We start from the raw sequence: 20,299 nt of genomic DNA, 5'->3' as shown, positions 1-20,299 counted from the left end.
GGTGCGCACGCCGATCGGCACCTTTGGTGGTGGTGCGTTGAAAGACAGGCGACGAGTTGCACGTGGAAGGCGAGGTGCTGGAAGTTCGCCAGTCCAAGTCCAGGCCCGAGCAAGGGCTGGTCAAGGTGGGGACGAACAGCCTGAATCAGGACGGGGGCTTCGTGCAGATTTCCGTCGGCAATGTGGTGGTTCCGCGCCGGTCGGCATCGTCGGGTGAGCCGCAGCACGATATTTCTCAAAGGAGCGAAGCATGAAATACACCGTCTTTGGAAAAACCGGCCTGCGTGTGTCGCAAGTCGCATTGGGCACTGGCAACTTCGGCACGGGCTGGGGTTATGGTGCCGACCCCGATGCCGCAGAGGCCGTCTTCAACGCCTATGCCGAGGCCGGCGGCAACTTCATCGACACGGCAGACGTTTACCAGTTCGGTCAATCGGAAGAACTGCTCGGCACTCTGCTGCAGGGGCGGCGCGAGGACTTTGTGCTGGCCACCAAGTTCACCAACGGCGCCGTGCCGAACGCGAACCGGTTGGTCACCGGCAACAGCCGCAAAGCACTGGTGGCTTCCGTGGAGGCGAGCCTCAAGCGCCTCAAGACCGACAGGATCGACATCTACTGGGCGCACCATCCCGATGGCGTCACGCCCATCGAGGAGATCGTCCGCGGCTTCGAGGATCTGGCGCGTGCGGGCAAGATCCTCTATGCAGGCTTGTCGAACTTCCCCGCCTGGCGCCTGGCCCGTGCGGTCACCCTGGCTGAACTGACCCACGCGGTACCCATTGCGGCGGCCCAGTTCGAGCACAGCCTGGTGCGCCGTGAGCCCGAGGCCGACCTGTTCCCGGCCGCGCGCGCCCTGGACCTGGGCGTGGTGACCTGGTCACCGTTGGGAGGGGGCATGTTGACCGGCAAGTACCGGCAAGGAGAAAAGGGCCGGGCTGAAGGCTTTGGCGGCCGGGTCTTCCAGTCGGAGAACTCGGCGCAGCGCACGCAGGTTCTGGACACCGTGCTGGCTGTTGCAAGCGAGTTGGGCGTCAGCGCAGGCCAGGTTGCCATTGCCTGGGCCGGCACGCATGGGGCCGTGCCGATCATCGGACCGCGCTCGGTTGCCCAACTGATCGACAACCTCGGTGCGCTGACGGTCGACCTCTCGGCCGAACAACTCCATCGCCTTGATACCGCAAGCAGCCTCGTGCCATCGGCGCCGTCACGGTCGCCGGTTCCCTGGGCCGGAGAACTTACCGAAGTCGTCGCCTGAGCTGAGCCTGCCGCTGTAGATAGCAGCAATAGTCGGCGATCCATCCTGGAGGTCGCTGCCAACGAACGGCCACGTGCAATCGCGTGGCCGTTGGCTTTTGCAGAACTTGGTGCTCGCCTGGTATCGCCCAACCATCCGTCCGTCGAGCCGCTAGAGCCTCCTCGTTCGTGGCTTTGCTGCTGGGCGTGCTCGACGCAGACCTCTTGCACCGCTCCGACCAGCGTCGTCCAGAGCCTCTTGGCCCGTTGGTCCGTCATGAGTCTGGACCCGCCCAATCGACCATAGCAGTTGCGGCGGATGCGTGTGCTGGATCCCGACCCCGATCGGCGCCTAGCCCGACAATCAGATTGATGCACATGGGCAACTGCGCAGGGCTTCAACGGCGTGAAGCCGCTCTCTCGAAGCAGTTCACTGCGTCCCAGGAGGCGCACCGACCTTTGCTCGGGAAAACCCGCTCTTTGCGCGTCCAGTCAAGCACGACTTCCCTTTGAACGCAGTCCATCCCGGTCGCGCTGCGTATCGTTCTTCGGTTCATAAGTTCACGGCCCTGAGCCGAAAGGAGACAACGATGCCCCTGCATATTCAATCATCACCGCGGCGCGCATTCCATCAAGGCGCGCTGGTGCTTGCCGCAGCCCCGCTGGCTATCCTGTCCGGCGAGGCTGCCGCAGCCTATGCCTCTACCGAAACTGTGCTGAAACATCACCTTGGTGCGTTTGCCAAAGGCTTGGACGAAATCATGCAAGACTATTCCGACTCTTCGATCCTCCTCACGCATGACAAAAAGTATCACGGCAAGGAGGAGATCCGAGGCTTCTTCGACGGTTTCCTGAAGTCGGTCAAGCCAGGCTTCTGGGAAGCCTTCAAGATCAATGCGCAGGCGATCGACGGCGACGTGGCCTATCTTGTTTGGGACGCGAAGCCCTTCGTGAATATCGCGACTGACACCCTGGTGGTGCGCAAGGGCAAGATCGCGGCTCAGACGTTCACTGACGGCTAGGTCTTGCTCGAACTTTTGAAGGACTGAATCGATAGCGGTCTTTCCAGTGAAACAGCGTTGCATGCGCGCCGGGCGAGATCTCCATCTGCTGCTGCGGCGCCCATGTTGGACCTACTTGCGCCGGACGCGCGCACTCTGATAAGAGCGGGTCGTCGCTCAGCCTAGTAGAGAGCGAGGAGCTAGGTAGCCGCTAGTAGCGGTGGAACCGCGAGTTGCGTGCCAGCCGTGTCTTGAAAGGGGCCCGCACGAGCTATTGCGGAGCCGTCTCGCGAAACTCCCGAGGCCCGACGCCATACTGCAGCTTGAAGATCCTCGTGAAATGCGAAGGGTCCGCGAATCCCCAGGTATAAGCAATCTCCGCGACGCTGCAGTCCCGATAGGTCCGGCTGCGAAGGTCGTCCCTGCATCGCTCTAGTCGTTGCGTTCTGATCCACACTGAAGCGCTCACGCCGATCTGAGCAAAGAGCATGTGTACGTATCGCGGCGACATGTTGTTGGCTGCCGCGATACTGGTCGGCGACAGGTGGTCGTCCTGCAGGTGGGCGAGAATGTAGTCCTGCAGTTGCTTCAGGTAGCGCGATGACAGTCCGCGCTGTGGCGCCTCGACGCGATGGCACATCGCCGCGGTCAGCAACTCCAGCGTGGCACGCCGTACGCCGGCATTGTCGCCTTCGGTGAAGAGTTCCAGTTGATGTGCGAGGCTGTCGATGTGCGAATAGAGAACCGCACCGATTCCGACGCGGCTGTCGATCACCGTACCGGTGAATCCCGTGCCACGGGGAAGTCGCTCCTTGACCTCCGCCCAAGGCAGTACTAGCGACACCTTGTGCAGACGTTCCATCACCGTGAATTCGGCTGGCTGCGCGCTCGTCCAGATCACCAGGTCTCCCGCACCCAGGCTGATGTCCTCTCCCGCGAAATGGAATCTCTCGCGCCCAGCCTTGGTAATCTGCACGCCGATGTAGGGGACGGGCTCACGGCCGACAAATTGCGGCAGCCGGCTTCCCGAGCAGGGGTCGCACACGCACTCGACCGCGCGCAGGCCGTTGATGTCGCGGCTCCGAATGCTCGCCGAGAAACCGTCGGCGACCGATTCGGTGACCTGCCAATGGCCGTAGTTCTGCGTGAGGGCGGCTTGCCACGCGTCAGTGGCCTCGGACCTGCGGATGCCGGCGGTCGACCAGTGCTGTACCGTCAAGGGGCTCTTCATGCTGGCGTTTGCTTGCATGTTGTCTCCGTTGTGCACGTGACCCCGATGGGTCGCGATGCAGAATATCCGGGAGCGGCGCGGGTGCCGAGGGGGTTTGCACTCAGTGGTAGTGACCGTGGCGCTCTAGCACTTCGATTTTGTACCCGTCCGGGTCTTGGATGAAGAAGAAGCGCGCAAGCAGTTCTTCCCCGCGCCTGAATTCCTTCACATCTCCGGGCTGATAACCCATGCCCAATAGGCGCGCCCTCTCGGCGTTCGCATCGTCGACCACGGCGGCGATGTGCCCGTAGCCGCTGCCGTGGGTGTAGGGCTCCTCCCTGCCCTTGTTCAGCGTCAACTCCAGTTCGAATTCGCACTCGCCGCTGCGCAAGTAAACCAGCGCGAAATCCGGAAAGTCCAGCCGATGGGACTCGGATAGATCCAACAGGTCGGCGTAGAAGCGTATTGAACGATCCAGGTCGGCTACCCGGATCATGGTGTGGATGATCTTGGACATGAGGGAAATCGGAGCCCGAGTTCAAGGCACTCGATCGTCTACCTATGCGCGTCGACGTGCGCCTGCCAAGCGCCCTGCGCCTCTTCCCAGCCGATGTTGGCAATCACGCTTGCATCGGGGTTGATGAACGCGAGCGGCCCGGAAAACGTCATGTAGAACGCGCTCGGGACAGGGAAGTAGGTCTTGTCGTGGCGCGCGCCGGAAGACTCGAAGCCGTAGCCCGGCGCCAGCGCCGTATCGCCTCCTTCGGCCTTGCCCCCGCGCACGTCCATGCGGCCCTTGTAGAGGAAATATTCGCCCGGCCCGGTGTGGAAGTGCGCATTGAAGGACGAGCCCTCCGGACACTCGAACACGGCCGTCCAACTGCTAGCCTCCGGCGAGACGTAAAGCAGCCTCCAGGTGATGCCCCCCTTTGAAAAGGCGTCGGGAAAAGGCGCCCACGGCATGTCGTCTATCTGGACGTACTCTTCCTTGGCTTTCATTTTGGCCATTTGTTCTGTCTCCTTGCTCGCAAGAGCTTCAAGTGATTGCACGGACATCGGCACCCCGCAACGACGAGCCGACGGAACGCGCGCCCTGGGACTGCGCGAAGGCATGTCTTGGAACACGCTCACACAAACGATAGGCGGTGCGGGCGCGAACGACTGGGGCTTGCAGGAAGTACTGCTTGACTGCGCGCGAACTCCACGGATTGAAGGTCTCCGGGTTAACGCGAATACCGGGGGGTACCCGGCAGTGAGTATTTGCGGCCGTCGTGGAAGACGTCGGCGCATGCGGCATTTGTGAGGCCAGGGCGACCGCGGTGTTCGGGAAGTGCTCTGTGCCGGAATTCGGGCCTAGCCGGGCGCGCGCAATCCGGGGCTTCGAGGGCTATGCGATGGTGCTCGTGTCTGCGGCCACGAGGTAAGCGCGCGGTGATCCCGTCTTGAGTTGCGGGCTTGTGTCCATGACGATGGTGTCCACCAAGAAATAAGTGGAGTAGTGAACACGATGCTCCTAGCCCTGGTAGCGGGGATCAAGATGGGTTGGCCGGACGTAGATGAACGCCCCCTATGCCAGTCTCTCAATTCATGGCGACGCGAAGGTGAAGATTGCTCCCGTACATTCGGACTGTGAGTGCAGCTTTTGGCCGCGGTCCCTGATGGGATCTGCTGGTTGACGCCTCGATCGCTTACACGCACTCTAGGTGCCTCGTCCGGCGCGGGCTTGGTCAACCACGGTCTTACCGTCTTGCCATCACTTCATGATCACCTGAGCAATCGGTGGTATTTCTCCCTGAAGTTGTTTTGCGACTTTCGCGACTGGCCTTCGATCACGCGACCTCGGCCGCCTTGCTATAACCCGTCTCGTAGAGCCGGTCATGAGCCAGCAGCGCCCAGACGATTCGAGCTTTCTTATTGGCCAACGCGACCGCCGCGACATTCTTGTTGCGTCGCTGCACCACTGCGTTAACCCAACTGCACGGATCCGCCTTCTGCCCCGCGCGATTGATGACCGACCGCGCACCATGTATCAGCAAGGTGCGAAGGTAGCCGTCGCCGCGGTTGCTCATGCCCAGTAGGTTGGACTTTCCTCCAGAGGAATGTTGCCTGGGCACCAGGCCCAACCACGCCGTCAGTTGCCGGCCGCCGTCGAAGTTCTTCGCATCCCCGATGGAGGCTACCAACGCGCTCGCTGTGATCGGACCGATGCCGGGCACCTGGGCGAGCTTGGTGCTGAGATCGCTACTTCGATGCCATGCTTTGGTCTGCGCCTCCAGCTCTTCGACCTGCCGCCCAAGTTCCTTGAGGTGGTCGAGCAGCCGCTGGATGAAGACGCGAAAGGAGCCAGGCAATTCGTTGTTGGCATCTTCGATCAGCTCCGGGACTCGAGAGGCGATGTAGCCGATGCCTTGGGGGACGATGAGACCGAACTCGCCGAGGAGGCCACGGATCTGATTGGCCTGCGTCGTGCGCGCCTTTGCGAATCCCTGGCGCCCGGTGCAACGCCAACACTATCTGAGAAAGTCTGTACCGAGCAGATAGTCTACTGTTCGATTGAGGTGAGTGCCTAGTAGCTCGCACGCGAGCTGCGGCCTCCGTTCAACAACCGCTTTCGCTAACTCTTCATGCTCACTGTTGAGATCACGCTGCACGGTTCGCGTGCAGCAACGATAGCCATCGATATCTCTCACTGTGACCCGCCTAGCGTTGGGCAATCAGCGTGAGCAGCTGCGGGTCGGCCGCGGTGGTTGCCGCCAGGCCCCGCGCAGTCCACTGCTCCCACAGTTGCCCCCTGTGCTTGAAGCTCAGGCTTCGCGACTCCTGCCCGTGTCAAGATAGTTGTCGCCTGAGTCATGCAGCCAAGCGCTGTTTACGTAAGCGGTCCACGTCGGCCGCGGCCACGCTGTCACGCTCCGGATTCAGTGTCACCGCGCCCGCTGGTGTTCAGTTGCGCGTGCTGCGCGCCCAGTGCGCCGGATGGCGCTCGCGCGCCTGGGTGTAGAGCGCGTGCGATCACCGCATCAAGGCCAGCATGGCGCTGTGCAGGCGTGACGTAGCGAATGCCGCTATGGCGATGTTCGACGCTGTACCAACGCACGAATGCACTGGCCCAGGCGGCGAGCAGCGTGCAGGTCGCCAAAGCCCTTGGCAGGGAACTCAGGGCGGTACTTGGCGGTGCGAAACCGCGACTCGGCATAGGCGTTGTCATCGCTCACGCGCGGCCTGGAGTACGACGGCTTCACAACCAGCAGATCGGGCAGCGGGTGTTTGTCGTGCACGTTGGCTGCGCACACCCTCACACGTTTGACATGGCGAGCCGGCGACCTCGCAAAACAGAAGTTCACGGCCGCACCCACAAACCTGTTGAAAAAATAGATTTTTCTGTGTAATATCAACAAACGGCTTACGCAACCGAGCATTGTCCGACGCTGGATGAGTGGGAGGTAACCGTTAGTCGAGGCCCGGCAGCTTGACCCGTTGGGTCAAGCCTCGCAATCCAATACGCCCAGGAGACAAAAGTGTTAATCCATCATCCCCTCACCTCGGTCAAGAAAATTTCTGCATGTTGGAAGGCGGTCATATTCAGTCTGATCGCAATGGCTTTCTCTCTGCCGCAATACAGCGCTAGTAGCGAGCAATATCCGTCAAAGCCAATAGTAATCAAGGTGGCGTTTCCGGCCGGAGGTGGAGTAGACGGAGTTGTCAGGCAAATTCTCGCATCGCTTCAAAGTTCGCTTGGTCAACCCGTCGTAGTTGAAAACCTTCCGGGCGTAGGTGGTGCCATTGGCGTCATGAACGTCGCGAGAGCGTCGTCGGACGGATATACGCTGCTCGCCCACGCGAACGATCTGATTCTCGCGCCACTTGTGTTGTCGTCCGCCCAATACAAGGCGACCGACTTTAGGCTGATCACCCCATTATCTCGCAGTGACTTCATTCTTGTAGCTCGGCCAGGGCTTGCAGGAAAAAAGCTCAAAGATTTAGTTGAGATGAGTAAAACAACGCAGGGAGGGCTATCCATCGCGCACCAGGGTCTTGGATCGCTATCGCATTTGGCCAGTGAAGACTTTGCCTCGTTCGCCGGAATGCAAATCACAGGAGTGCCCTATAAGGGAGGGGCGCCAATCATTCAGGATCTTCTCGGGAACCATGTCGACTTGGCCTTTTTGCCTATTGCAGCCAACAGCATTTCTATGATCAAAGAGGGCCGGATCATTCCAGTCGGCCTAGCTGCATCGCAGCGCAACGCTGAGATCCCCGACGTAGCAACTCTCGCGGAGGGGCGTGATCGCACGTTTGAATACGCCTCCTGGAGTGTGATTATGGTGAAGCGGGATGTGCCTGAGAGCGTTGCCGAAAGGCTAAACATCGCTATTCGCAAGGCGATTGAAACGCCGGAATTCCAGAGATTTGCCAAAGATAGTGCCGCCAAGCCATTCGGTATGTCGCTGAAAGAAGCTGATGTCTTTTACGCATCGGCTATCAAGCAGTACGCAGATATGGCGGTCAAGTTCAAATTGCAGCCGCAGTGACCTCTTGAAGCGCGGTCTTTGCCGAAAGAAATTTTTGCAACTCGGAGTGCACCACGGCGGGCTCTAAATGTTATGTGGCCCAAAGTATCTAACGTATGACAGAAAGAGGCGGAATTGTGAATGATTTGATTAAGCATAGTGTTGACGGCCCAGTTTCCATTTTGTCGATGGAAGCACGCCCGCACAATTTTATGAGTATTGCATTTTTGGACGCGGTACTGGATGGTCTGTCCGCAGCTGAGTCCGCAGGGTCACGAGCGGTAATTCTGCGCAGCGGTCTCAAGAATTTCTCTGCAGGCGCGGACGTCGACTATTTGAATGAAGTGCGAAACGCCGCTATCGCGGGTCGTGCACATCCGTATGACCTTCCCGGATTTCTCAGTCGATTCGAATCATGTCGATTGCCAGTAATCGCTAGCGTGCACGGCATCTGCGTGGGGGGGGGATTGGAATTGGCAATCGCTTGCGACTACATCATTGCATCCGAGTCGGCGAAGCTGGGATGTGTTGAAGTGGTTGTCGGCTTGCATCCTTTGATGGGTGCAGTCCAGCGGATTACCCAACGCGCCGGTGCATTGCGCGCAAGTGAGATGGCGATTCTTGGACGCAGATACGACGCCTCTACTCTGGAGCGATGGAACTTGCTTAACTTGGTGGTCCCAGACGACCGATTGCAGTCGGCCACGTTGAGCATTGCTAACGAAATCGCTGCCGGCCCCACTGTCGCTCACACCGCATCAAAGCAACTAATTCGCATTTCTGTGAGTCAGGGAGTGGCCGCCGCAGACGCGGCGATGACGCAGCTTCAGGCCTCAATCTGGGCTTCCAAGGACCTCGTGCTCGGGCTTGCTGCGTACAAAGCAGGCGATTTGGGCTCGACCAAATACGAGGGGGTTTAGCCATGAGCGGCCCACTAAGTGGAATCAGAGTCGTTGACTTTTCACGTGTGCTCGCCGGCCCATTGTGTGCCCGAACCTTGATGGATCTGGGTGCCGATGTGATCAAGGTCGAACCGCCACGGCAAGACCTTTCCCGGTTCGCCTACCCAAGGTCTTCGGGCATGTCGGGATACTACGCGCAGCAGAACGCTGGAAAGCGCAACGTCTGCATTGATCTCAACGTGCCGGGAGCACTCGACGTCATCCTCAAGCTATGTGACGAAGCAGATGTTGTCGTTGAGAACTTCCGCGCCGGAACGATGAAGTTTCTGGGATTGGATTATGAGACCTTGGCAGCGCGCAATTCGCGCTTGATCTATGTATCCATCTCCGGGTATGGCCAACTCGGACCTTGGGCCAGCAGGATGGCATACGCACCTGTAATTCAGGCAGAGTCTGGATTTACGCGTAATAGTCTGGACCATTACGGCGCAGCGTTAGAGCGGTCAATGACCGACAGTCTCTCGCATGCTGATGTGTATACCGGCTTGCAAGGCGCAATCGCCGCATTGGCGGCGTTGAACCGGCGGTCCTTGACCGGTGTTGGTCAGCACGTCGATGTTCCGATGGCTGCCACGATGCTCGCAACGAGTGAGCGTGCACATTTCGATCTGAATCCGGAGGAACTTAACGACGAACCACCCATTCTCGGAGCGGCGGATTGTCCTTTCTTTGAAGGACCGAACGGTGAGCAGATCGTGTTGAGTGCGAGCTTGGTTGGCTCTCTTACGTTTCCATTCTTTCTTAAAGCGATGCGTCGACCTGACCTAGCGTCTGACGTGCGCTTTGCAACGGCGACCGCTCGAAAACAGAATGTGGCCGACTTGCATCGGATAGTGCAGACATGGTTCTACACATTTCAAAGCCTTGCAGCTCTCGATTGCCAATTGGACGAAGCGAAAATCGCGATGGGTGTGATCCGTACGGCGCATGCCTTGACTACCTCAGTGTGGGCTGAACATTGGCGCGCAGTAGAGCGTGTGCCGAACCGCCGCGGCGGAGAGTACATATTGCCCGGTCGTCCGTGGCGGTTTTCCAAGGATGAACTAACGCCTCCTGGATCGCCTGCATTCCGAGGCGAGCACAACCGAGAGGTACTTTCGAGTATCGGAGTGTCAGAGGAGCATGTTAATTCGCTCTTTGATGCTGGCGCGCTACTCATCGACTCAGAAAACCTCTCACAAATAAATTGAGAATTTTTGAATTTCGCGGCCCAGCCGAGAGTACTGACTACAAGCATCGACATCGTACATACCGCGTCACATAACCAGATAGCACTGTTAGATTTTTTACAGGATCCAGCATCATGACTGAAAAGCACGAAGTACTTGAATCTTTCTGGAGATCCGCTTGGGAACGAACGCCTACGCCTATGCAATGGGCTGGCCAACTTTCTGTTGATGAAGGCAGTCTTATTCAGATTCAAGTGGGAGATCGCTATGAAGCCCACGGGATTCGCCGATTTGGTTGGAAGGTTGCGGCAACCAACAAGGCTGTTCAGCAACAACTCGGAGTTTCCGAGCCTGGATTCGGATCGATTTATGAAAATAAAGTGCTTTGGTCTGGGGCTGCCTTAGCTTCGAGCCAGCTTATTCAACCGCACATTGAATGCGAACTGGCATTTCAGCTCAACAAAAATATCAAATCCGCCCGTACGCTTGACGACATGGCTGAGTCTGTTGATTTTGTATACCCAGCATTCGAGTACATCGAGAAGCGTGTAACAGTTCTCGATATGGGCGTGGCTTTTGCTGACAACGCGGAACACACTGGAATCGTTCTAGGCCAGCCCGTCAGGCATCAAATCGATAGAGATTACAGGCAAGTCGTTTGTGCGTTGTTCAAAAACACATCGCTGATTGACTCCGCTCCCGGTGAGGTTGTGTTGGGAAATCCGCTGAATTCGATCTTGTGGCTAAAGCAGCGGCTGGAGAAATACCAGCGTCAGCTTACTGAAGGCATGGTCGTCATGACTGGTTCATTTCTGCGTCAGCTTCCTGTTTCATCGGGAGATCACATTCGAGCCGAGTTCTCCGGGCTCGGTGTTGTGGACGTTAATGTGGTTAATTAGATTGAATTTTTCCACGGGTGAATTGTTTTAAATACTTACGACACTGGAATTAATATGAAGATTGCACGCTTCTCAGAGCACGGCCGCGATGGCTTGGCTGTAGCCCTTGATGGAATGGACTTTAAAGGACTTTTCTTAGATAAATTGGGCATCGCTGGCGATTTGCAGACCGCGCTGGAAGGTGGCCCGAACGCCATCCGAAAACTGACGCGCGCTCTTTCGCTTGGCGAAGATGTGGATTTGGCGCAGGTTTCGCTTAGACCGCCGCTGCTCTCGCCAGAAAAAATCATTTGTATTGGTCTGAATTATGTAGATCATTCGGCTGAAAGTGGATTTGTGCCGCCAGCTTATCCGACCGTGTTCTCTCGTTTCAATTCAAGTTTGATCGGCCATGGAGATGCGATTGAAAGGCCTCAGACGTCTGAGCAGCTTGACTACGAGGGTGAAATTGCATTTGTGATTGGAATTGGCGGGCGAAACATTTCAAAATCGGCAGCGCTCAAACATGTTTTTGGTTATTCATTGTTCAACGATGCGTCATTGCGCGACTATCAAACCCGGACGCCACAATGGACTATCGGTAAGAATTTCGACAAGACAGGTGCTTTTGGCCCATATCTCGTGACAGCCGACGAGCTGCCCGAAGGTGCAAAGGGACTGTCGCTGCAAACTCGCCTAAATGGCAATCTGGTGCAAGACGGAAACACGGACGATCTGATTTTCGATATTCCTACGCTGATCGCCGAATTGAGTGCGGTTATGACTTTGCGCCCAGGTGATGTTGTCGTCACAGGAACGCCAGCTGGCGTGGGCGCAGCACGCAAGCCGCCGCTGTGGATGGTCCCTGGCGATGTTTGCGAGATCAGTGCAGGCGGGCTAGGAACTCTTCGAAATCCGATTGTCGCTGCGGGTTGATCGAATGACGCTGACCGATAGGAGGCCGCTCCATCTAACGAGGGAAATACTCCTGCGAAGAGATCTACGCATCGCCCGGTAATCTCTACTTCCTTTTTGAAAATCAGACTTGAGGTTAACGCAATGATCAACAGATCTTTGAAAATCCGAAGCATCTCCGCCAGGCCAATCGTCATCAAGCTCAAACGACCCATTGTTACCCGAATGGGTTCGTTTGCTGATTGGCCCATTGTCTTGGTCGATTTGATGACGGAAGATGGCGTGATTGGTCGCAGCTATCTGCAGCCTTACATCATTAAATCTATGCGTTATTTGGTAGCTGCTCTTGAAGATGTTGGGGCGATGCTTAAAGGTCAAACTGTGTCGCCAGTTGACTTGTTCAATGCAGTCCGGAAATCGCTTCATTTAATTGGGTATGAAGGTTTCTCAATGATTGCTGCTTCAGGTGTCGACATGGCGGCATGGGATGCTCTTTCAAAGAGCGCGCAACTCCCGTTGTGTGCAATGCTTGGTGGCTCTGTCGGCCCAGTCAGATGCTACAACACAAACGGTCTTTGGCTTCAGGAACCGAGGGCCGCGGCCGAAGAAGCTAAGGAACTTATGAATGAAGGTGGATTCACCAGCTTGAAGATGAGATTGGGTCGAGAAAAGATAGCTGATGACCTTGCCACTCTCGATGCAGTTCGAGAGGCGGTTGGTGATGAAGTCGATTTAATGGTTGATTTTAATCAGGGTCTTAACCTCGCCGAGGCTCTACAGCGATGTCATTTGATTGACGATCATGGACTGATCTGGATCGAAGAACCACTGCTTTATGACAACTTTGATGGATATGCGCGCCTAGCGGCAGATCTTAAAACTCCTCTGCAAATGGGCGAGAACATTTACGGATCGCGGGAGCTGTACAAATCAATCCAAAAGAAGGCATCTGATTTAGTCATGCTGGATCTAATGCGCATCGGCGGCGTAACTGGATGGACGCGAGCGGCTGCTATTGCGGGTGCCGCAGGGTTGCCCTTGTCGTCCCACGTTTATCCCGAGGTTTCAGCACATATGATGCGAGTGTCGGAAACCGCCCATTGGCTAGAGTGGAATGATTGGCACAACGTAGTATTGCAGACTCCGTATGAGGTCAAGGGCGGAAATCTGATAATTCCCGATGTCCCCGGCGTAGGATTGGAATGGGATGAAAAAGCTGTTCAGCATTATCTAATCTAGCAGCCCACGCGGAGCATTGCATGCCCATCATTTCACATCTTCCCCACTCGGGTTGCGGCTGCAACTTAAAGCGCTAATTGGACCTAATCCCGTGACGATTAGAGCCTGCAGCATATTTTCCACGTTTCGTATTTAATTAATCATGACAAATAGCATAGATACTCCTTCGCGTTACAGAATGCCGACGGTGTTTGGACCCAGTCCCGGACCGCGCCAAGGACCGAATGGAGAAAGATTTGACCTTAGTGATACGCCGCGCACTATCGCTTCTATCAGCTTTTTAACGGATGAAGCTGAGCTTCGTAAATTGCTGCCGCCGAATTGCGAACTCGACGGTGAGCCCATCGTCACTGTGGAACATGTGACGTTGACAGAACTTGAGTGGCTCGCCGGGCGCGGTTATTCACTGCTTTCGGTTTCATATCCAGTTCGCTACCGCGGCGCTAGCGAATCAGTTCGCGGGTCATTCATGCCTGTCCTGTGGGAAAACCGATGTGAACCAATCCTTACTGGTCGTGAGGAACTAGGATTTTCGAAGCTGTACTGTGAGCTGCCAGAGCCCCGAATCCTACAAGGGACTCGACTCCACACGGCCGTTTGGGAAGGGCACGAATTTATCCGGATGGCATTCAGCGACTTGGTGGTCGGGGCGCCGCCGAATTCACCGGAAAGTGATGGAATTCTGCATCATCGGTACATCCCTAGCCTGCGCCAAGTAGGCGAATCCGCTGTTGACGAAATGGTGTTGTCTCCACAAGTCAGTTCAGCCAAGCCTCGATATACCTCTTTTGTTTCAGGTATTGGAGAAGTCAAATTTATCCGCTCTACTTGGGAGGAGCTTCCAACTATGTTTCACATAGTGAATGCACTTGAAAGTCTGCCGGTGCTTTCACCGCGTTTTAGCTATATCGCCGAAGTGCGAGGCGCTACCGATCTTTCTGAGCAGCGAGTACTGGGATGATCGACTTGGCATGTGCATTCTGAGTCCCATGCGATGTATCCAACGCGGCTTGAACTATTGGACAGGTTTGTTAGTCGGCCCGCTTCAAAGATCACAATGCAGGTGCACACGCGGTTGCGTTGCCCAACCTTTGGATTGCGCAGTGCAGTTTTATGGGAATGCAGGCAGATTGAACTCGCCAGGCGAACTGATACCAGGCGCCTGAGCATACGAATCGATGCGAATCAGGACATCGATACACCTTGAAGCAGCTTACGCAGACCATCTTTAATCGAACTCTCAATAGAACGGCATATCAGGGGATCCTGCTTGTTCTGGCATTCATAAAGTCAAAAATAGAGTTCACCTTCTAGAACGTCCACATCGGAAACGCTATGACACTCGCGCATGCTTATGCGGCCCAGTCCGCCACCACCCCACTCGCACCGTTCACTTTCCAGCGTAGATTTCTGACGGCGCGGGATGTTGCCATTGACATTTTGTACTGCGGCGTCTGCCACTCCGACCTGCACACCGCAAGGAGCGAATGGGGCCCGTCGGTATATCCCTGTGTGCCTGGCCATGAGATCGTCGGACGTGTGAGTGAAGTGGGAACGGACGTTTCAAAATTCAAAGTGGGTGACTTCGTCGGCGTGGGCTGCATGGTGGATAGTTGCCAGCACTGTCAACCTTGTGCTCAAGGTCTCGAACAGTACTGCGACAACGGCATGACCGGGACCTACAACAGCCAGGAACAAGTGTCGCGCGCCAATACGTTGGGCGGATACTCGGACCACATCGTGGTATCTGAAAAATTTGTGCTAAGAATCTCACACCACGAAAAGGCCCTAGCTGCTGTAGCGCCATTGTTGTGTGCGGGCATCACAACTTATTCGCCTCTGCGCTACTGGAAGGTTGGTCCGGGCCAGAAGGTGGGTATTGTTGGGCTGGGCGGGCTTGGGCACATGGGGATAAAGATCGCGACAGCGCTGGGTGCGCACGTCGTCCTATTTACCACTTCGCCTAGCAAGACCGAGGACGCGCTGCGGTTGGGAGCCAAGGAAGTCGTTGTTTCGGAGAATGCCGACGCATTGGCGATCCATCGCAACAGCTTTGACTTCATTCTCGATACGGTCGCGGTCGCTCACAACTTGGATCCGCTAGTGACACTGCTTAAGATGAACGGCACTTTGGTCTTGGTTGGGATACCGAGTTCGCCGAATCCTTCGCCCGGCGCATTTGGCCTCATCAGCAAACGACGCAGTATCTCCGGGTCGATGATCGGCGGCATTGCTGAGACTCAGGAGATGTTGGACTTTTGCGCGAAACACAACATCGTCTCTGACGTCGAGATCATCAAGATGCCGCAAATCAACGAGGCCTATGAGCGGATGCTCAAAAGTGATGTCAAGTACCGCTTCGTCATCGACATGGCAACGGTGCGTTAACTCGCGCTAGTCAATCTGGCTGTGTTAATTGAAGTGGAATCGGCGGGTGGACCAACCGTGTCAGAGCTTGCGAGCATATTGGCCGGTTCGATCGAACTTACCTGCGCCATGGGCTGCTGCCGATTCCGTGGACACCGACCCAAGCTTCTTGAACTCTATCGGACTGACCAGCCGAGCTTCAATTGACGACGAGTAGGGTTGTAGAACCGCTCGATGTAGTTGAATACGTCCGCGCGTGCCTGCTCTCGTGACCGGTACACCTTCTTGGCCGTGCGCTCGGCGCTCGGTCTTCAATGAACTGAAGAAGCTCTCCATCGCCGAGTTGTCCTTGTCTCCGCGGCTCATGCTGCCGGTGATACGTAAGCGCTCAACAATGCCGGCGCCGACCGCCCCATCAGTGCTGCTGGTAGCCGATACCGAAGTGGTGCCGCGTGCCCGGCGCCGGCGTTTCTCCAACGCCGACAAGCGCCGCATCCTGGCGGCGGCCGACCGTTGCACCCAGCCTGGCGAGATCGGCGCGCTGATGCGCCCAGAGGGTGTGTATTCATCCTCCTCGAGCAACTGGAGGCGCCAGCGCGAGCAGGCCGAACTGACTGCACTGGCACCGCAAAAGCGTGGCCCCAAGGTCAACCCCGCGCGGCTCGATGCCGTGCAGATCGCCCAGCTCACGCGCGAGCGCGACAAGCTGCAGATCCCGCTGGACAAGGCCAGCCTGGTCATCGCAGTCCAAAAAAAGTTGCCGCCTTGCTGCCCCTGCTCGAACACGACGGCAAGCCCGAGAGCAACTGATGGCTGGCGTGCTGGAACTCACCCCCGCTCTGGGCACCAGAGCGGCGTGCCGCGCGCTGGGCCTGTGGCGGGGCGCACCGCAGCGCCAGCAGGCCAGTGTGCGCCGCAAGGCGTTCGTAGGCCCGCGGGTCCACCATCGCGCACGAGCGTGCGCGCCGTTGGCCCTGCTCGACTGGGTTCAAGCATCACGGCCGACACCGCGTCGCGCAATCCCGGCTGATAGGCAAGTGCGAAGTGGACGCCATTGTTGCCTATGATCGATTTGCACGACCATAGTGCTATTGGTGGCCTCCGTCCATCGTCCTCAGCGCAGGCATGCATCCTTCCACAGTGATCCGCCCCGCATCCGGATTTGAAGACCTAACAGCCCACAGCCTGCCCATCCCGCCGATGGTCGGAACCCGCGACATAGGCGATGTCATCGCCCGGCAGACGCTGCACCAACTGCGCGCTGCCGAATTCGAGCGTGTCGGCAGGCATCACTTTCACGTCATGGCCCATCGCGCGCATCCCCTGCACGCATTCGGTTGGCATCAAGGCCTCAACAATCAGTTGCCCCTGGTCATCGATCCGCCAACGGGGCGCGTCTGAGCTTGCCTGTGGATTGAGTCCTTCCACGACAGAATGGATCACCATCTGCACGTGGCCTTGTGACTGCATGTTGGCACCCATGACTCCGAACGCCATGACAGGTTCCTCGTTCTTGAACAGAAAGCCCGGCAGGATGGTGTGCGATGGAAGCTTGCTGCCGGCGACTTCGTTCGCGTGTCCTGGCTGCAAACTGAAGCCGGCCCCGCGGTTCTGCAAAGCAATGCCTGTGCCTGGCACGACCAAGCCGGATCCGAATCCGCGATAGTTGGATTGGATGTAAGAAACCATCCGCCCGTCTTTGTCGGCGGTGCACAGATAGACAGTCCCCGAACTGCGAGGTGCGACTCTGGATTTGACCGAGGCTTGCGTCGCATTGATGGCGTTCGCAAGAGAGCGGAGGCGCTTCGTGTCGAGTAGGTCAGCCACCGGCACGCGCATCGTTGCGGGATCCGAATTGTGCGTGTAGAGGTCGGCGAACGCTAGGCGCATGGCTTCGATCTCCAAATGCATGCGCTGCGCCGAACCTGCGGCGTGTGCTTCGTAGTCGAGATGATCCAGGATACCGAGTGCCAGCAGGGCGGCAATGCCTTGGTTGTTGGGCGGCATTTCGCAGATGTGGTGCTCGCGGAATTCGTGGCGGACGGGATCCACCCATTGCGGCGCATGAGCATCCAGGTCGGAAGTACTCAACGCGCCACCGTGCTCCTGAACGAAGCCGGCGATTTGGGTGGCCAGTTCGCCGCGATAGAATGCCTCTCCCCTGGATTTTGCGATGAGTTCCAGGCTCGCCGCCTGCGCCGGATTTCGCCAGATTTCGCCAGGCTTCGGGGGCCGTCCCTGCACGAGGAACTCGGTGAATCCGGGAAACACCTTCAGGTTCGGAGTCTGATCCGTCCACTGGCGTGCGATGATCGGGCTGACAGGATAGCCATCGCAGGCGTGGCGAATCGCATCGTCGAACAGGTCTTCAAAGGGCAAAGCACCGAACCGCTCTGACAGTGCAACCCAACCTGAGACGAGACCTGGAACGGTCACGCTATCAGGACCTCTTAACGGCATGGCGCTCTTACCTGCGAAACGGTCCTTCGTCCACACTTTCGGGGACCGACCGGAGGCATTCAACCCGTGCAGTTGCCCACCATCCCAGATCTGGGCGAAGGCGTCGCCGCCGATGCCGTTTTGGGTGGGTTCGACAACCGTCAAGGTAATGGCGGCAGCCAAGGCTGCATCGATCGCGTTGCCTCCCCGCCTGAACACCGCCAAACCCGCTTGGGCGGCCAAGGGTTGAGAGGTAGAGACGATGTTGCGCGCCATGATCGGTTGGCGGGCGGAGCGAAAGGGCAATGCGGTGTTGATCATCTGTTGATAGCTCGCGGGCCGGAGACGCGTCCGGCCCTGGGGGTGGTGTAGTGGGCCGTTCAGTCGATCTTGACCCGAATCAATTTGACGAGTTGGGCGTTCTGCTGCGCTTCCTTGCGCATGAAACTGTGGAAATCGGCTGCGTTCAGGTTGCTTGCTTCCAGTCCCGCGTTGGCGACGAAGGTCTTCACATTGGCCGTGCTCATCGCATTGGCTGCGGCCTCCCGGAGTTTGCCCAGGACAGGGTCAGGCGTGCCCTTGGGCGCGACCAGACCGGTCCATACGTAGGCGTTCTGTTCGGGATAGCCTAATTCCGCGAGCGTGGGAACGTCGGGCAGCGCGGACGAACGGGATCCGCTGGTGACGGCCAGCACCCTGAGCTTTCCGCTCTTGATGAGGGGAATCATGGCGGCCTGCCCGGGCATCATCATTGACACTTGGCCGCCCATCAGGTCGGCGACTGCAGGAGCAGCCCCTTTGTAAGGCACATGCACCATGTCGAGACGAGTGGACTGCAGCAGGTGTGCGGCGAAGAGATGCTGATTCGACCCGTTGCCGGAAGATCCGAAGTTCAGCGTGCCGGGCCGGGCCTTGACGTATTCGACGAACTCCTTGAAGGTCTTGACTGGCAATTCGGGATTGACGACCACCACGCAAGGCTCTCGCGTGATGAGGGCCACGGGAACGAAAGCTTCCACCGGGTCGAAACTGAGCTTGTAGAGTGACCCACTGATGGTTTGAGGGTTTGACACCGCGAGCAAGGTGTAGCCATCTGGTGCGGCCTTGGCAGCGGCTTCCGCACCGATCATCGCGCCCATGCCGGGTCGGTTGTCGATGACCATGCCTTGACCAAGCGCTTTGCCGATCTCGGCTGCGACGGCACGCACAGGCACATCGGTGGAGCCACCTGCCGAGTAAGGAACGATTACTCGAATGGGACGTGTTGGATAGTTATCTGCCACGACGGCGGCGGATGCCACGGCTGCGAAGAGTGCACAGACCGCGGCCCGGAGCAAGGAGAGGGTTGGCATGGCTCAGTCCTCCATGTAGCCGGAGGCGACGACGATAGGACGTAGCACATCGCGTTCGGCGGCTGTGGCGCGGCCGAAGTCCTGGCCGACCAGAAGGCTGGGAACAACGCCCAGTTCCAGCAAGCGCCGACCGATGTCCGGATCGCCGATCATCTTGCTCGCCGCCACCTCTAGTGGCTTGATCGCATTCGCAGGGGTGCCAGCCGGCGCCCAGATGCCGTACCAGAAGGACCTGAACGATTGCAGGCCCAACTCTTCGAACGTCGGTACATCTGGGGTTAACGGGAAACGTTGGGTCGTCGACACCGCCAGCATGCGAACTTTGCCGGCCTTGTGCATGGCTACCAGGCTCGCGTCGGAGGCGGCCGGGATGTGGCCGCCCAGCAAGTCCGACGTCATGGGCGCGCCGCCTTGGTAGGGGACGGCCTCGAAGCGAACGCCCAACTCCTTACTCAGACCGGCCAAAGCGATATGGGAGGCGCCACCGAGCGCCGCGACTCCCACCATGGGGCTGATCTTGGCCGCCTTGATAGCGGCCACGTACTCGCCGAGTGACTTGTAAGGTGAGTCGCTACGTACAGCAATCGCGTTGGGTACCACGGCAAGGCGTGCCACCGGCGCGAAATCCTTCTCGGGGTCGTAGGGCAGCTTGCGTTTGGTCAGGGCGAGCAGCGTCAGCGAGGTCGAGGGCGCGAACAGCAGGGTGGTGCCGTCCTGGCTCGCCCGCTTGACGTAAGCGGCGGCTAGGCTTGTCGAAGCGCCAGGCTTGTTCTCGACGATGAAGCTCGTGCCGAGGCTAGGCCCGAATCGTTCGGCGGTGAGGCGAGCGACCGCATCGGCAACGCCGCCGGGTGGAAAGCCTACGACGAGCCGAGAGACATTGCCTTGGGCCATAGCCCGCAGCGAGGCCATGCCGAGTCCCGTGCTTGCGGCGGCGGACAGAAAGAATCGACGCTTCATGAACACTCCTGTACTGGTACTACTTCATAGGCACACCGTGCCCAAGCCCCTCCTTAATGTCGA

The 20,299-nt window shown here is 57.9% G+C and carries 17 protein-coding genes and 3 pseudogenes; 11 read left to right on the top strand and 9 right to left on the bottom strand.

Annotated features, from left to right (window positions below; genetic code table 11):
* Positions 1-62: 62 nt before the first annotated feature.
* The 3 genes from RD110_RS03365 (at position 63) to RD110_RS03355 (ending at position 2,255) form a co-directional block, all read left to right on the top strand.
* Entirely contained in the window at positions 63-254 is a 192-nt protein-coding gene (locus RD110_RS03365) for a hotdog family protein (RefSeq protein ID WP_157900049.1), read from the top strand.
* Positions 251-1,255, top strand: coding sequence for an aldo/keto reductase (locus tag RD110_RS03360; RefSeq protein ID WP_076196687.1), 1,005 nt, complete (start codon positions 251-253; stop codon positions 1,253-1,255). Before RD110_RS03365 ends, RD110_RS03360 begins: the two co-directional genes overlap by 4 nt.
* Before the next feature lie 568 nt (positions 1,256-1,823).
* Positions 1,824-2,255 (top strand): nuclear transport factor 2-like protein, encoded by a 432-nt coding sequence (locus tag RD110_RS03355; RefSeq protein WP_239467156.1) that lies wholly within the window; start codon positions 1,824-1,826, stop codon positions 2,253-2,255.
* A gap of 250 nt (positions 2,256-2,505) precedes the next feature.
* Here RD110_RS03355 and RD110_RS03350 read toward each other — a convergent pair whose 3' ends face one another.
* The 5 genes and pseudogenes from RD110_RS03350 to RD110_RS03330 form a co-directional block, all read right to left on the bottom strand.
* The gene (locus RD110_RS03350) at positions 2,506-3,483 is read right to left on the bottom strand and encodes a helix-turn-helix domain-containing protein (RefSeq protein ID WP_083686084.1); all 978 of its coding nucleotides are present in this window, start codon (positions 3,481-3,483) and stop codon (positions 2,506-2,508) included.
* Positions 3,484-3,565: 82 nt separating this feature from the next.
* Complete coding sequence (locus tag RD110_RS03345) at positions 3,566-3,961, bottom strand: VOC family protein (RefSeq protein ID WP_076196685.1); 396 nt, start codon at positions 3,959-3,961, stop codon at positions 3,566-3,568.
* 38 nt (positions 3,962-3,999) lie between these two features.
* Positions 4,000-4,452, bottom strand: coding sequence for a cupin domain-containing protein (locus RD110_RS03340; protein ID WP_076204322.1), 453 nt, complete (start codon positions 4,450-4,452; stop codon positions 4,000-4,002).
* 821 nt (positions 4,453-5,273) lie between these two features.
* Positions 5,274-5,955, bottom strand: a pseudogene (locus RD110_RS03335) (IS110 family RNA-guided transposase); the annotation flags it as partial.
* A gap of 339 nt (positions 5,956-6,294) precedes the next feature.
* A pseudogene (locus RD110_RS03330) lies at positions 6,295-6,692 on the bottom strand (integrase core domain-containing protein); the annotation flags it as partial.
* A 270-nt stretch (positions 6,693-6,962) separates the two neighbouring features.
* Between RD110_RS03330 and RD110_RS03325 the strand changes: the two are divergent.
* The 8 genes from RD110_RS03325 to RD110_RS03290 all read left to right on the top strand — a co-directional run bounded on the left by RD110_RS03325 (position 6,963) and on the right by RD110_RS03290 (position 15,506).
* Entirely contained in the window at positions 6,963-7,976 is a 1,014-nt protein-coding gene (locus RD110_RS03325) for a tripartite tricarboxylate transporter substrate binding protein (protein ID WP_157900048.1), read from the top strand.
* A 116-nt stretch (positions 7,977-8,092) separates the two neighbouring features.
* Complete coding sequence (locus RD110_RS03320; protein WP_239467155.1) at positions 8,093-8,875, top strand: enoyl-CoA hydratase/isomerase family protein; 783 nt, start codon at positions 8,093-8,095, stop codon at positions 8,873-8,875.
* Between the two features lie 2 nt (positions 8,876-8,877).
* Entirely contained in the window at positions 8,878-10,107 is a 1,230-nt protein-coding gene (locus RD110_RS03315; protein WP_076196679.1) for a CaiB/BaiF CoA transferase family protein, read from the top strand.
* Between the two features lie 113 nt (positions 10,108-10,220).
* Positions 10,221-10,985: a 2-keto-4-pentenoate hydratase gene (locus RD110_RS27720; protein ID WP_157900047.1), complete on the top strand. Its 765-nt coding sequence runs from the start codon at positions 10,221-10,223 to the stop codon at positions 10,983-10,985.
* A gap of 54 nt (positions 10,986-11,039) precedes the next feature.
* Positions 11,040-11,900 carry a fumarylacetoacetate hydrolase family protein gene (locus tag RD110_RS03305; protein ID WP_076196675.1) on the top strand — a complete coding sequence of 287 codons (861 nt, stop codon included), beginning with the start codon at positions 11,040-11,042 and terminating at the stop codon, positions 11,898-11,900.
* Positions 11,901-12,023: 123 nt separating this feature from the next.
* Positions 12,024-13,118 carry an enolase C-terminal domain-like protein gene (locus RD110_RS03300; protein ID WP_076196673.1) on the top strand — a complete coding sequence of 365 codons (1,095 nt, stop codon included), beginning with the start codon at positions 12,024-12,026 and terminating at the stop codon, positions 13,116-13,118.
* Between the two features lie 142 nt (positions 13,119-13,260).
* Positions 13,261-14,079, top strand: a complete 819-nt coding sequence (locus RD110_RS03295) for an acetoacetate decarboxylase family protein (protein ID WP_076196671.1) — start codon at positions 13,261-13,263, stop codon at positions 14,077-14,079.
* A gap of 374 nt (positions 14,080-14,453) precedes the next feature.
* A complete protein-coding gene (locus RD110_RS03290; protein ID WP_076196669.1) occupies positions 14,454-15,506 on the top strand; it encodes an NAD(P)-dependent alcohol dehydrogenase in 1,053 nt (350 codons plus the stop codon).
* A 144-nt stretch (positions 15,507-15,650) separates the two neighbouring features.
* Here RD110_RS03290 and RD110_RS27715 read toward each other — a convergent pair.
* From RD110_RS27715 to RD110_RS03265, 4 genes and pseudogenes are all read right to left on the bottom strand, one after another.
* Positions 15,651-15,863 (bottom strand): annotated as a pseudogene (locus RD110_RS27715) (IS3 family transposase); the annotation flags it as partial.
* 792 nt (positions 15,864-16,655) lie between these two features.
* Positions 16,656-18,245: a gamma-glutamyltransferase family protein gene (locus RD110_RS03275; protein WP_076196667.1), complete on the bottom strand. Its 1,590-nt coding sequence runs from the start codon at positions 18,243-18,245 to the stop codon at positions 16,656-16,658.
* A gap of 59 nt (positions 18,246-18,304) precedes the next feature.
* Positions 18,305-19,276 (bottom strand): Bug family tripartite tricarboxylate transporter substrate binding protein, encoded by a 972-nt coding sequence (locus tag RD110_RS03270; RefSeq protein WP_076196665.1) that lies wholly within the window; start codon positions 19,274-19,276, stop codon positions 18,305-18,307.
* 3 nt (positions 19,277-19,279) lie between these two features.
* Complete coding sequence (locus RD110_RS03265; protein WP_076196663.1) at positions 19,280-20,236, bottom strand: Bug family tripartite tricarboxylate transporter substrate binding protein; 957 nt, start codon at positions 20,234-20,236, stop codon at positions 19,280-19,282.
* Positions 20,237-20,299 lie beyond the last annotated feature (63 nt).

This window comes from Rhodoferax koreense (genome assembly GCF_001955695.1).
Classification (GTDB): Bacteria; Pseudomonadota; Gammaproteobacteria; order Burkholderiales; family Burkholderiaceae_C; genus Rhodoferax_B; species Rhodoferax_B koreensis.
The sequence above is the reverse complement of the archived record's forward strand: the minus strand, read 5'-3'. Positions and strand labels throughout refer to the sequence as shown.